The following is a 12664-nucleotide window of genomic DNA, read 5'->3' as shown; positions in this document are numbered from 1 at the left end:
CGTCCGGAGGGACGCGCTCGATCATCCCGCGCGGGTGAGCGCGTCGGGGCGCAGCACGACGAGCTCGCGCGTGGAGCGCGTCATCGCGACGTAGCGGTCGACGGCCCCCTCCACCCCGTCGCCCCAGCCGTCGGGGTCGAGGAGCACGACCAGGTCGAACTCGAGGCCCTTCGCGGTCTCCGGCGTGAGGGACAGCACGCGCGGCGGAGTCGGCCCGGGATCGATCCCGATCACGGCGGCCGTTCCGTCCTCGTTCCCGGCGAGCCAGGAGGTCAGGATCGCGTCCCGCTCGCGGAGGGCGCCATGGTGCACCGGCACGCCGCCGGAGCGGATCGACCTCGGGACGTTGGCGTCGGGGATCGCCGCGCGGATCACCGGCTCCGCCTCCGCCATGATCTCGGAGGGCGTGCGGTAGTTCACGGTGAGCGAGGCCATGCGGACCTCGCCCAGGCCCGCGCGGGCGAGGCGGGCCTCCCACGTGTCGGTGAACCCGTGCCTGGCCTGCGCGCGGTCACCCACGATCGTGAAGCTGCGCGAGGGGCAGCGCTCCAGCAGCATCCGCCATTCGGCATCCGTGAGCTCCTGGGCCTCATCGACGACGATGTGCGCGAACGGGCCGTCCAGCGGGGCGCTCGACACGTCCGGAAGGGCGTCGAGGTCGTCGAGCGAGTTGCGCAGGTCGTCGCCGCGCAGCATGGACATGAGACCGAGGTCGTCGTCGGAGCTGGCGATGAGATAGTCCGCGATGTCCTCACGGTACGCGCGCTCTGCGGTCAGCTGCGCGGCGCGCTCACGGCGGACACGTTCGGCGGACGGATCGCCGACCAGTCGGCGGGCGGCGTCCAGGAACGGCAGATCGGAGACCGTCCAGGCGGCGTCCTCCGCCCGGACGAGCGCATCGACCTCGGCTGCCGGGAGCCATGGAGCGCATCGGCGCAGGAACGCGGCATCCGAGAACAACGCGGCCGTGAGCGCGGTCGGGTCCAGCAGCGGCCACGCGCGTTCGAACGCCCGGCCCAGCCGATCGTTCGCGGCCAGAGCGGGGGCGAGCACGCGCTGCGGCACACGGGCGCGACGCGCGAGGATCTCGACCAGGGCGCGCCAGATGTCCGGCCGGGCGTCGTCGTGCGCAGTACCCGGTTCGACGGCGTCGAAGGCATCGGCCCAGTCCTCCGGGTCGAGCGGGATGTCCGCCCACTCCGTCTCGACGAGCATGCGGTCCTGAGGCGGTCGCCGGTACAGGCGCACGGCGGTCGCCACGGCATCCAGCAGACGGGCATCGGCCTTGAGCGCGGCGCGATGCGGGTCGGGCTCGGCCAGGGCCTCAGCGCCCTCGGGCACGAGATCGCGCAACGTGCAGGTGCGCACACCCTCCTCGCCCAGGCTCGGCAGCACGTCCTCCACGTAGGAGAGGTACGGCTGATGCGGGCCCACGACGAGCACGCCCCCACTGCCCGCGGCGATGCGCGGCTCGGCGTACAGCAGGTACGCGGCCCGGTGCAGCGCCACCACGGTCTTCCCCGTCCCCGGGCCGCCGTCGACCACGAGGGCGCCGTCCCCGCCCGCGCGGATGATCGCGTCCTGATCCGCCTGGATCGTCGCGAGGACGTCGCGCATCCGCGGTGAACGGCTGGCACCCAGGCTCGCGATGAAGGCGGACTGGTCGTCCAGCGCCGCGCGATTGCGAAGTCCGTCCGCCGTGAACACCTCGTCCCAGTAGTCGGTGATGCGCCGGCCCGTCCAGCGGTAGCGCCGTCTGCTCACCAGTCCCATCGGGGCGCCATGGCTGGCCGCGAAGAACGGCTCCGCTGCGGGCGTGCGCCAGTCGACGAGCAGCGCCTCGCCCTCGGCATCCGTCAGGCCCGTGCGTCCGATGTACACCGGCTCGCCGCTGTCGGGGGTCATCTTCCCCAGGCAGAGGTCGACGCCGTACCGGCGCAGCATGCCCAGGCGCGCGTTCAGCCGGTGGATCTCGAGGTCGCGTTCGACCGCGGCTCCGCCGACGCCCGCCGGCGAATGCAGGACGGCGTCGAGCCTCGAGGATGCTGACGAGACGGCCTCCTCGAGGGTCGCGGCGATCCGGGCGAAATGGGCTTCGTCCTCGGCGATGAGGGCCGAGTCGGCCTTGGCGGCGAGGCGGTCGGGCAGGTCGAAAACGGTGAGGGACGAGGGGTTCACGCGGGCTCCGTTCGCACGCGCCCCGCCGGGTGTCGACGGGCGCGACGGACCAGTATGCGCCCTCCGGGGGCCCTTGCCGCAAGCCCCCGTCTCCCCGGTATCCTGGAAGTGCGGGGGAGCTGGGAGACTGGTCTCATGCACGCCTCCCGTCCGTCGGATCCGCCGTTCCAGCGCAATGCGCTGGCGCCCGGCATCCTGGCCGCCATCGCCCTGTTCCTGTCGCCCCTCGTGCCGGAGGGCATCGGCGCCACGATCGTCCGCTTCGTCGTGGCGATCCTCGCCCTGATCGTGGCGTGGTTCGCGGTGCAGGCCGGGCAGTGGTGGTGGACGATCGTCTTCGTGCTGGTGGCGGTGTTCTGGAACCCGGTCTTCGCGGTGGACGTGGAGTACGGCGTGTGGGCGATCGCGGGTGTGATCGGCGCTGTGCTGTTCCTCGCCGCGGGAGCGCTCATCAAGACCGAGAGGAACGCGTCCGACCGGTGAGCGCCGTGCTGAGGTTCCGGTCGCGGGACGTCGGGCGCGTCGAGGAGACCTGGCAGCGCTTCGTCCCGTCGGCCGGGCTGGAGCGGGTCGAGGCGCGGGACTTCCGGTTCGACTGGGCGTCCGCGACGCTTCCGAAGCTGTCCGTCGTGCGTTACGAGCTCGCCGCCGGCGTGACCTCCGTCGTGGAACCCGTCGACCAGATCCTGGCCTGCCGGGTGCGAGGCGGCGGCGCGCGGGTGCGGACCGCGGACGGCGTCGTGACCGGCGAGAGCGCCTGGATCACGGACGGACGATCCGTGGGCGCGCACTGGGACGGCCCCGCGACCGTGCAGGCTCTGATCTTCGACCAGGCGGCTGCCCAGTCGGCCGCGCGGCAGATCTCCGGCGACGACGGGCTCGAGCTGTCCGTGCAGGACGCGCTGATGGCGGATGCCGCGGCGAGCAAGCTCTGGAGCGGCACAGTCGACTATCTGCTGTCGGCGCTGTCCTCCGCAGAGCTGAAGGACGAGATCCTGCTCGCCTCGCTGCAACGGCACGCGCTCGTGATCACGCTCTCCTCCTTCGGCACCTCGTTCCGCGACACGATGGGGCGCTCGCCGCAGACGCGGGCGGCTCCGGCAACCGTGCGTCGCGCTCTGACGCACATCGAGGAGCATGCGCATCTGCCGATCACCGTCGACGATGTGGCAGCGGCGGTCCACATGTCCACGCGCGGCCTCCAGCGCGCCTTCCAGCGCGCGCTGGACACGACTCCCGGTGAGGCGCTCCGACGCGCGCGCCTGGAGGGCGCTCGCCGGGACCTCGAGCGCACCGGCGATACCGTCGCGGCCGTCGCACGGCGCTGGGGATTCACCCACCCGTCGCGGTTCGCGGCCTATTTCCGCGCCGAGTACGGCGTGGCGCCGGGAGTCGTCGCCCGACGCCTTCGGTGACGCAGTTGGTGACGCGGTGCGCACCGCTCGCGTCGCGTTGCGGATACCCGGCACGTCCCGGCGCTCGACCCCCGGACGGACGGCCTAACGTCGCGTCATGGGACATCTGCACTACGGCGACGCGAAGCCGATCTTCATCGAGGACCGGGCTCTGGCGCACCTGAAGGTCGTCGTGGCGACGAAACTGCGCCGCAACGAGAGCTTCACGCTCTCGTGGCGGCATCCGGAGGGAGAGCCGGGAGGCCGTTCGACGATCTGGCTGCATCCGTCGATCCCGCTGCGGTTCGTGTTCGAAGAGCCGGAGCCGACCGAGCTGAGCGCCGCGTGGGTCGCGGATCTCGCGAACTCCGCGAGCTCGAGCGGAGGCATCGTGCTCGTCGAGGAGCACCTCGAATCCAGTGACTGAGCACCTCGGGGGTGAGAAGCTAGAAGGATGAGCTCCACCACGACAGCCGCGGCTGCGCTGACCGACGCCGAGGTGCGCCGGATCCGCGCAGACTTCCCGATCCTCGGCACGGAGGTGAACGGGCATCCGCTCGTGTACCTCGACTCCGGGGCGACCTCGCAGCGCCCGCTCGCCGTGCTGGACGCCGAACGCGACCACCTGCTCACGCTGAACGCCGCCGTGCACCGCGGAGCGCACACGCTCGCGGCCGAGGCGACCGAGGTGTTCGAGGACGCCCGCGCGACCGTGGCAGGATTCATCGGCGCGGGCGAGGGCGAACTGGTCTGGACCTCGAACGCCACCGAGGCCGTGAACCTCGTCGCGTATGCGATCTCGAACGCGTCGGCCGGTCGCGGTGGCGCAGCCGCCGAGCAGCTGCGGATCGGTCCGGGCGACGAGATCGTCACCACCGAGATGGAGCACCACGCCAACCTCATCCCGTGGCAGGAGCTCGCGGCGCGCACGGGCGCGACGCTGCGCGTGCTGCCGCTCGACGACGACGGCGCCCTGCGGCTCGAGGAGCTGCCCGCGTACATCACCGAACGCACCCGCCTTGTGGCCGCCACGCACGTGTCCAACGTGCTGGGCGTGGTCAACCCCGTCGAGGATCTGGTCGCCGCAGCTCACGACGTCGGTGCGCTGTTCCTGCTGGACGCCTGCCAGTCCGTGCCGCATCTGCCGGTCGATGTGCGCGCGCTCGACGTCGACTTCGCAGTGTTCTCCGGGCACAAGATGCTCGGTCCGACCGGCATCGGCGCGCTCTTTGGCCGCCGGACGCTGCTGGACGCGATGCCCCCGTTCCTGACCGGAGGGTCGATGATCACGACCGTCTCGACGACGGAGGCCGAGTACCTGCCGTCGCCGCAGCGCTTCGAGGCCGGGACGCAGCGGGTGTCGCAGGCGATCGCGCTCGCCGCGGCAGTGCGGTACCTGGACGCGATCGGGATGCCGCGGATCGCCGCGCACGAGGCCGAACTCGGCAGGCGCCTCGTCGACGGCCTCGGCGCCATCGACGGCGTCCGCGTGCTCGGCGGAGGCATCGACCTGCCGCGCGTGGGTCTCGCGAGCATCGACGTCGACGGCATCCACTCGCACGATCTCGGCCAGTTCCTCGACGACCGCGGGATCGCCGTGCGGGTCGGTCACCACTGCGCGCAGCCGCTGCACCGCCGGCTCGGAGTCACCTCCTCGACGCGGGCGAGCACCTACGTCTACAACACCGCCGACAACGTGGACGCCGTGATCGACGGCGTCGCGGCCGCCATCGACTTCTTCGGGGGGAACCGGTGAGCTCGTCCGATCTGCAGAACCTGTACCAGGAGCTCATCCTGGACCACTCGCGCACCCCGCACGGCTACGGCCTGCGCGACGAGGTGCCGTCGCAGTCGCATCAGGTGAACCCGACATGCGGGGACGAGATCACCCTGCAGGTGCACCGCGCCGTCGACGGCACCATCGAGGCCGTGGCGTGGGAGGGTCACGGCTGTGCGATCTCCCAGGCGTCCGCCTCGCTGTTCGCCGAACTCGTCGAGGGGATGCCCCAGCCCGAGGTCGAGCGCCGCATCGAGGTGTTCCGCGAGGCGATGCGCTCCCGTGGGAAGATCGAGCCCGACCCCGACCTGCTCGGGGACGCGGCAGCGCTCGGCGGAGTGTCCCGCTACGTCGCGAGGGTGAAGTGCGCCATGCTCGCGTGGGTCGCGGCGGAGGACGCGCTGCGCAAGCTCGACTGATTCCGCGAGCGGCCCCGCACTCCGTGTGACGCCGTGTGTCGCTTCGTGAAGCGACGTGTCATGACCCGATGACGGCGGGCGCCCGGACGCGGATGCTGGGGCCATGACCAATCTCGTCAGCCCGGCGCAGCTGATCCACCTTCAGCGGCGCGCCGAGCACGGTGAGGGCCCCGCCGTGCGGGTCCTCGACGTGCGCTGGCGGCTCGATCGCCCGGAAGGGCGCCCGGAGTACGTGCGCGCGCACCTGCCCGGAGCCGTGTACGTGGATCTGGAACACGAGCTCGCCTGTCGCAGCGAGCCGGAGCGGGGACGCCACCCGCTTCCGGCCCTCGACGACCTCCAGGTCGCCGCGCGCGGCTGGGGCCTGCACGACGAGGACATCGCGGTCGCGTACGACGACAATCGCGGCGTCGCCGCCGCGCGTCTGTGGTGGCTGCTGCGTCGCGCGGGCGTGGACGTGCGGGTGCTGGACGGCGGAATCCGCGCCTGGGTCGCGGAGGGGCTGCCGCTGGAAGGCGGCGACGTGCTCCCCGAAGCGGGCGACGTCGTGCTGGCGGCGGGGGAGGGCGACCGGCTCGAGATCGGCGAGGTGGCGGACTTCGCGCGCGACGGCATCCTGCTCGACGTCCGCACGCCCGAGCAGTACAGCGGTGCGCAGGCCTCGCTCGACCCCGTCGGCGGGCACATCCCCGGCGCGGTGAATCTGCCGGCCATGGCGACCGTGGGCGGCGACGGGAGACTGCTGCCTCCTGCTGCGCTGCAGCGGGTCTTCGCCGGGGCGGGCATCCGTGACGGCAGCCGCGTCGCGGTGTATTGCGGCTCCGGCGTCGCTGCCATGCACACGGCGTTGGCCCTCGAGCAGGCCGGGATCCGCGCCGCGGTGTATCCGGGGTCGTGGAGCGAGTGGTCGAACCACCGCGGGTTGCCGGTGGCCGTCGGCATCCTGCCGTATGGGAGGCTCACGGCGGTGTGACGTCTGGACGCGGCGCGGCGCGGAGCGGAGGATGGTGGCGTGACGCTGCGCCTGGAGCCTCTTCCCGCCGATCGCCTGCCCGCTTGGAGATCGCGGACGAGAGGACGCCTGATCCGGCTGCTGCAGGAATCCGGCTTCCGTCCCGGTCCGGATGCCGTGGAGCACGCCGACGCGATCTTCGGTCAGCTGATGCCCGGCGGCGCGGCGACGGAGGAGTCGGCGATCCTGCGGGTTTTCGACGCAGCCGGGGCGGAGCGCGGTTTCGTGTGGCTGAGCCTTCCGGGCGAGCGCGCGTTCCTCGTCGACGTGCAGGCGGACGACGACCTGGCTCCCGCCGACCGCGAGGCGCTCGCAGACCTGATCGAGGACGCCGGGCGCCGGTCGGGAGCCGTCACCCTCGCGGTGACCCTCTTCCCCCAGGACGTCGCGACCCGCCGGCTGCTCGCGGGGCGCGGATTCGCGGCATCCTCCGTCCAGATGCTGCTCGAACCGCTGCCGGAGCGCGTCGAGGAGCCGGGAGCCGTTCGCGTGGTGGGGATGACTCCGGAGCGGTTCGAGCGCTTCGCGGCCGAGTCCGAACGCGGTTTCGCCGAGGAGCTCGCTGGCACCGGGCGCATGACTCCCGCGGATGCCGCGGCCGAGGCGCGTCGGCAGTTCGCGAAAGAGCTGCCGGAGGGCCTCTCCAGTCGCGGACAGGCGCTGTTCGTGGCGGAGGCGGAAGGGGTGGAGGTCGGCATTCTCTGGCTGGGCCTGCGCACCCGGGCCGGGACGCCGCACGCGTTCATCCTCGACGTCGCCGTCCATGAGGCCCACCGCAGGCGGGGTTACGGGCGGGAGATCATGCTCGCGGCGGAGCGGGAGAGCGCCGCGAGGGGTGCCGGATCGATCGGTCTGCACGTGTTCGCCGCGAACGCGCCGGCCGTGGCCCTGTACGAGCGGCTCGGTTACCGCCGTGTCGAGGAGCTGGCGCTGCTGAGGCTGTGAGCCCTGGATGGGATACCAGCGGTGGTGCGAATCCCGGGCAGGTGGGAGAATCCATCCATGACGGAGGCGGGGGCCGTGGAGCTGGAGTCGGCGCGGGTGGCGAGGATGCTGCGCGACGACATCATGCTCGGGCGCCGCGCACCCGGTTCACGGCTCGTGGAGCGGGACATCGCCGCCGAGCTGAACGTCTCCCGCCTGCCCGTCCGCGAGGCGATCCGCGCGCTCGTCGGAGAGGGCATCGTCGTCGCCCGGCCGCGCACCTGGGCGGTGGTCCGGGAGTTCACCGCCCGCGACATCCAGGACTTCTCCGAGGTGCGCGAGGCCATCGAGACTGTGATCTTCCAGTTCGCTGCGGCACGGCACGACGAGGAAGGACTGGTGCAGCTGCGCGAGGCGCTCGATCGGGAGGCTGCCGCCGCGGAGGCGGGCGACATCCTCGCCGGCCGATCGGCGGCGGGGGAGTTCCACGAGGTCGCCGCCCGGCTGTCGGGGAACGACATGCTCACCGAGCTGATCGGCGTGTTCGTGACCCGACTGCGCTGGCTGTTCGGCCAGCACGACGACCTGGCGGGAATGGTCGCCGAGCACGAGGAGATCTTCGCCGCCATCGCCGCGCGCGATGTGGAGCTGCTGGGGGATCTCGTGCCCCAGCACCTCGCCAGAGGGCGGGCCACGGCCGAACGCCGCCTGCGCGAGGCGACCGGAGCCCCGGACAGAGAAGCCGCCCGTCCGTGATGCGCACGACGGCGTTCGTCCTCGGCGGGCTGCTGCTCGTAGCGGGTGCGAGCGCCGTCGTGCTCGCGGATCAGCAGCGCCAGCAGGCGGTGGCGCAGGCACGAGAGGAACTCGAGGACGCCGAGGCGCGCCGGGAGGCGGCGCGTGCGGAGAACCTCGAGCTGGCGGGGACGCTCACGGCGCTTCGCGTCACGATCGCGGAGCAGCAGGATCGCCTGGCGGACACCGAGGGGTTCCTGAAGTGATGCGGCGCCGAGCGGTCGCGGTGACGCTCGCCGTCGTCGCCGTGGTGGCCGCCGGCGTGTACGCGAAGGCAGCGACGCTGGATGAGCAGCGGCGGGACCTCGTCACGCAGGTGATCGAGGTCACGACCCAGGCGGACGAGGCCGAAGCGCGTGCCGTCCACCTGGCGGGGATGATCGCGCTCGCCGACGACGAGTCCGCCGAACTCGAATCGGTCCTCGAGGTCCGTCCCGAGTTCCTCGCCGAGCTCGAAGCGCTGTCCTCGGCGTTCGCGGAGGCCGAGGGCAAGGTGGATGTCGCGGACGAGCGGACGGCGGCCGTGTCCACTCAGCAGACGGTCCTCGCCGAGCGCGAGGAGCCGGGTGTCGTCGTCGCCGCGACCGCGACGATCCGCGCCCTGAGAACCGAGGTCGACGAGGAGGTCGCAGGCTGGGAGCGGGTGCAGGCGGCGAGCTCGGCGGCGCCGGGGCCGAAGTGGGCGGCGGGCGGCCAGGACGCCTACGCGCGGGTCCGTGCAGCGCTGGACCGGGTCGGCGGCGGGGGCGTGGGGCTCTACGAGTCCTCGTCGTGCGCGGGCGGATCGGCGCCGGCGTGTGCGAACAGCAACGGCTACATCAAGTTCCGGGCGGACATCGCGACCTGGAGCGACGGCAGGCTGAACTGGGCGATGGCGCACGAACTGGCACACATCCATCAGTTCCGTGTGTGGGGCTCGTTGAACGCGTCGGCGGCGTACCAGAGCCTGTTCGGCGGTGACCCGGAGTTCCTGGCGAACTGCATGGCACTCGTGCGCGGCTACGCCGGCTCGGTGGGGTGCGACGGCGACCAGCAGGCGTGGGCCTCGGGCATCTGGGTCGGCGCGGTGCGGTGACCCGTGCCGGTACGATTTCAGGGAGGAGGTCGTCGTGGGTCGGACAGCGGATGCCATCGCAGAGGGCGTCGCCATCGCCACGGCCGCGACCCGGCTGGCGGTGAAGAACCACATCCTCGTCGGCACCATCGCGCAGGGCGGCGTGTTCGACACCGATCGCTATCTCGACGACGCGCGTCAATCGCTGCTCGCCATGGCGCAGGAGTCCGAGGACGCCGCCGAGCTGGTGACGAAGCTCCGCAAGCGCGCCAGGGGGCGGCATTCGGACCCGTCTGGCACGCACGACTACCGGGATCGCGATGTGCGCAACCTCCGCCGCAGGGCGAAGCAGTCCGCGGGCGTCGCCACGCGGCTGCGGGCGATGGCCGAGGACGACGACCGGCTTCGCGCACTCGTGGAGGAGGCGCGCGAGGCCGCGTGGGCGGACGTGCGCCACAATCTCGATCGGCGTCTGCGGGTCGAGGGCATGCGGCCCGATCAGGATCCGGAGTACGAGACCATGCGCGAAGCGCGCATGCAGGCGCTGCGCCTGGTCGACCTGCAGGCGCTGTCCTCCGAGCAGCGGGCGCGGCGCAAGCGGCAGGCCGAGTCCGCCTGAGGCTCGATTCGCTCCGGCGCGGTTCCTCATGTATTCTTGACGACGGCCCGGAAAGCGTTCAGCGGAACAGGCCGTGCGCCCCTAGCTCAATGGATAGAGCATCTGACTACGGATCAGAAGGTTGGGGGTTCGAGTCCCTCGGGGCGCGCACTGTGTTGAGACAGTATTGAAACCCCCGTCGCGGAAGCGGCGGGGGTTCTCTCTTTTCCGGACGTCTGCTCTCGAGCGTAGCCTGGGACGGTGACTGCGTACGTCTCGGCTTTCGACCTGTTCTCCGTCGGCGTGGGGCCGTCGAGCTCCCACACGGTGGGACCGATGCGAGCGGCGCTGGACTTCGTCGACCGGACGCCGCTGGATGCCGTGGCGCGCGTCACCTGCACGCTGTACGGGTCGCTCGGAGCGACCGGCATCGGCCACGGCACCCCGGACGCGGTCGTCGCGGGCCTCCGAGGGCTGAGCCCGGAGACGTGCGACCCGGTCGGCGTACGCCGCGCGTGGGCGGACTTTCCGGACGGTGCCGCGCTGCACCTGGCCGGAGTCCATCCCGTCGCGTTCGCCAAGGAGGACATCGTGTTCGCCCCGCGGACGCGGCTGCCGGGGCATCCGAACGCCATGACGATCACGGCGCACGGTTCGGGCGGCGAGGTCGTCGCCGAGGAGACCTACTACTCGGTCGGCGGCGGATTCATCCGGCGCGAGGGCGAGGCGGGTCGGATCGCGACGGCGCCGCTGCCGTTCGCGTACGACGACGCCGCGACGCTGCTCGAGTTGTGCGACGAGCACGGCCTGACGATCGCCGAGCTCGCCCGGCGCAACGAGACGGCTCTGCGCGACGAGGCCGAGGTGGCGGCGGGGCTGGACGCCGTCTGGGACGCCATGGCCGGATGCGTGGACGCCGGCCTGCACGCCGAGGGCGTTCTCCCCGGCATCCTGAAGGTGAAGCGGCGCGCCGCGGTGATCCGCGCGCAGCTCGAGGCCGCCGAGGCCGAGGGCGGACGGGAGATCCCGGGGGAGTGGCTGGGCGCGTTCGCGCTGGCAGTGAACGAGGAGAACGCCGCGGGCGGGCGCGTCGTGACGGCTCCGACGAACGGCGCCGCCGGCATCCTCCCCGCCGTGGCGATGTACTGGTGGCGCTTCCTCGCCGACTCCGGACTCGGGTCGGGAAACGCCGTCACCCCGCACGGCGAGCTCGTCGGCAGCGCGCTGCTGCAGTCGCCGGCCGAGCCCGCCGACGACGCGGTGGCCGACGACGCGGCGATCGCCGAGGCGAACCGGCGTCGCGGCATCCGGCGCTTCCTGCTGACCGCCACGGCGCTCGGCTCGCTCTTCAAGGCCAACGCGTCGATCTCCGGTGCCGAGGGCGGATGCCAGGCCGAGGTCGGGTCGGCGTGCGCCATGGCCGCCGGGGGACTGACGGCCGTGATGGGCGGCACCAACCGCCAGATCGAGAACGCCGCCGAGATCGCCATGGAGCACCACCTGGGGCTGACGTGCGATCCGATCGGCGGGCTCGTGCAGATCCCGTGCATCGAGCGCAACGCGATCGCGGCGTCGACGGCCGTGACCGCCGCCCGACTGGCGCTGCGCGGCGACGGCCGGCACTACGTGTCCCTGGATGCCGTCGTCGAGACCATGCGCCAGACGGGCCTGGACATGTCGACCAAGTACAAGGAGACCAGCGAGGGCGGGCTCGCGGTCAACGTGATCGAGTGCTGATGAGGGACGCCTCCGAGTCGATCTGGGCGCCGGGCAGCCGACGGCGCCGCGAGCAGCCGGTCGTGTCCGTGCGGGCGACAGACGACGCCCCGGCCCCGGGCGGCCGCTGGCCCACGAGCATCCCTGCGGTCGCGCAGGTGCTGCGCGAGGGCATCGACCTCTCGCCAGGGGTGACGTTCCTCGTCGGGGAGAACGGCAGCGGGAAGTCGACGATCGTGGAGGGCATCGCCGTCGCGTACGGGCTGTCCCCCGAGGGCGGCTCGCGTCAGGCGCAGCACAGCACGCGCCCGACCGAATCGCCGCTCTCGGACTGGCTGCGGCTGCAGCGCGGCATCGGCGCGAGCCGCTGGGGATTCTTCCTGCGGGCCGAGACCATGCACTCCTTCTACACGTATCTCGAGAAGAACCCGTCGCTGCGCGCGCCCGACGTCCCCTTCCACGAGATGAGCCACGGAGAGTCGTTCCTCGCCCTCCTGGACAGCCGTTTCGACGAGCCCGGCTTCTACTGTCTGGACGAGCCGGAGGCGGCGCTGTCGTTCCAGTCGACGCTCGCACTCATCGCGGTGCTCCGCCGCATCGCCGACGACGGCGGCCAGGTGCTGTGCGCGACGCACTCCCCGGTGCTGGCCGCGCTCCCCGGGGCGCGGATCCTCGAGGTGGGGGAGTGGGGCATCCGCGAGGCGGAGTGGGACGGGCTCGAGCTCGTGAGCCACTGGCGCTCGTTCCTCGACTCGCCGCCGCGGTATCTGCGGCATCTCCTGGACTGACCCGCCGTC

Annotated in this window: 14 protein-coding genes and 1 tRNA gene; 14 read left to right on the top strand and 1 reads right to left on the bottom strand. The window is 72.2% G+C overall.

Annotated elements, in window-relative coordinates:
• Positions 1 to 21: 21 nt before the first annotated feature.
• Complete coding sequence (helR, locus tag KYX17_RS29175) at positions 22 to 2178, bottom strand: RNA polymerase recycling motor ATPase HelR (RefSeq protein ID WP_243232817.1); 2157 nt, start codon at positions 2176 to 2178, stop codon at positions 22 to 24.
• 135 nt (positions 2179 to 2313) lie between these two features.
• Between helR and KYX17_RS29170 the strand changes: the two genes are divergently transcribed.
• From KYX17_RS29170 to KYX17_RS29105, 14 genes are all read left to right on the top strand, one after another.
• Positions 2314 to 2661, top strand: a complete 348-nt coding sequence (locus KYX17_RS29170) for a DUF6804 family protein (RefSeq protein ID WP_243232816.1) — start codon at positions 2314 to 2316, stop codon at positions 2659 to 2661.
• Complete coding sequence (locus KYX17_RS29165) at positions 2658 to 3593, top strand: helix-turn-helix transcriptional regulator (protein WP_243232815.1); 936 nt, start codon at positions 2658 to 2660, stop codon at positions 3591 to 3593. The genes KYX17_RS29170 and KYX17_RS29165 overlap by 4 nt, the downstream gene beginning before the upstream one ends.
• A gap of 97 nt (positions 3594 to 3690) precedes the next feature.
• A complete protein-coding gene (locus tag KYX17_RS29160; RefSeq protein ID WP_243232814.1) occupies positions 3691 to 3999 on the top strand; it encodes a hypothetical protein in 309 nt (102 codons plus the stop codon).
• A 27-nt stretch (positions 4000 to 4026) separates the two neighbouring features.
• Entirely contained in the window at positions 4027 to 5328 is a 1302-nt protein-coding gene (locus tag KYX17_RS29155; protein ID WP_243232813.1) for an aminotransferase class V-fold PLP-dependent enzyme, read from the top strand.
• Positions 5325 to 5768, top strand: coding sequence for a Fe-S cluster assembly sulfur transfer protein SufU (gene sufU / locus KYX17_RS29150; RefSeq protein ID WP_243232812.1), 444 nt, complete (start codon positions 5325 to 5327; stop codon positions 5766 to 5768). Before KYX17_RS29155 ends, sufU begins: the two co-directional genes overlap by 4 nt.
• 103 nt (positions 5769 to 5871) lie before the next feature.
• Positions 5872 to 6741 (top strand): sulfurtransferase, encoded by an 870-nt coding sequence (locus tag KYX17_RS29145; RefSeq protein ID WP_243232811.1) that lies wholly within the window; start codon positions 5872 to 5874, stop codon positions 6739 to 6741.
• A 39-nt stretch (positions 6742 to 6780) separates the two neighbouring features.
• Positions 6781 to 7725, top strand: a complete 945-nt coding sequence (locus KYX17_RS29140; protein WP_243232810.1) for a GNAT family N-acetyltransferase — start codon at positions 6781 to 6783, stop codon at positions 7723 to 7725.
• A 57-nt stretch (positions 7726 to 7782) separates the two neighbouring features.
• Positions 7783 to 8460: a GntR family transcriptional regulator gene (locus KYX17_RS29135; protein WP_243232809.1), complete on the top strand. Its 678-nt coding sequence runs from the start codon at positions 7783 to 7785 to the stop codon at positions 8458 to 8460.
• The gene (locus KYX17_RS29130; RefSeq protein WP_243232808.1) at positions 8457 to 8705 is read left to right on the top strand and encodes a hypothetical protein; all 249 of its coding nucleotides are present in this window, start codon (positions 8457 to 8459) and stop codon (positions 8703 to 8705) included. Before KYX17_RS29135 ends, KYX17_RS29130 begins: the two co-directional genes overlap by 4 nt.
• Positions 8705 to 9574 carry a hypothetical protein gene (locus KYX17_RS29125; protein ID WP_243232912.1) on the top strand — a complete coding sequence of 290 codons (870 nt, stop codon included), beginning with the start codon at positions 8705 to 8707 and terminating at the stop codon, positions 9572 to 9574. Before KYX17_RS29130 ends, KYX17_RS29125 begins: the two co-directional genes overlap by 1 nt.
• 34 nt (positions 9575 to 9608) lie before the next feature.
• Positions 9609 to 10172, top strand: a complete 564-nt coding sequence (locus KYX17_RS29120; protein WP_243232807.1) for an asparagine synthase — start codon at positions 9609 to 9611, stop codon at positions 10170 to 10172.
• A gap of 75 nt (positions 10173 to 10247) precedes the next feature.
• Positions 10248 to 10320: transfer RNA gene (locus KYX17_RS29115), tRNA-Arg, on the top strand.
• A 92-nt stretch (positions 10321 to 10412) separates the two neighbouring features.
• On the top strand, positions 10413 to 11888 hold the full coding sequence (locus KYX17_RS29110; protein WP_243232802.1) for an L-serine ammonia-lyase, iron-sulfur-dependent, subunit alpha: 1476 nt from the start codon (positions 10413 to 10415) through the stop codon (positions 11886 to 11888).
• Complete coding sequence (locus KYX17_RS29105) at positions 11888 to 12655, top strand: AAA family ATPase (protein ID WP_243232801.1); 768 nt, start codon at positions 11888 to 11890, stop codon at positions 12653 to 12655. Before KYX17_RS29110 ends, KYX17_RS29105 begins: the two co-directional genes overlap by 1 nt.
• The last annotated feature ends 9 nt before the right edge of the window (positions 12656 to 12664 follow it).

Source organism: Microbacterium sp. CIAB417 (assembly GCF_022788845.1).
This window is presented reverse-complemented; position numbering and strand designations above follow the sequence as displayed.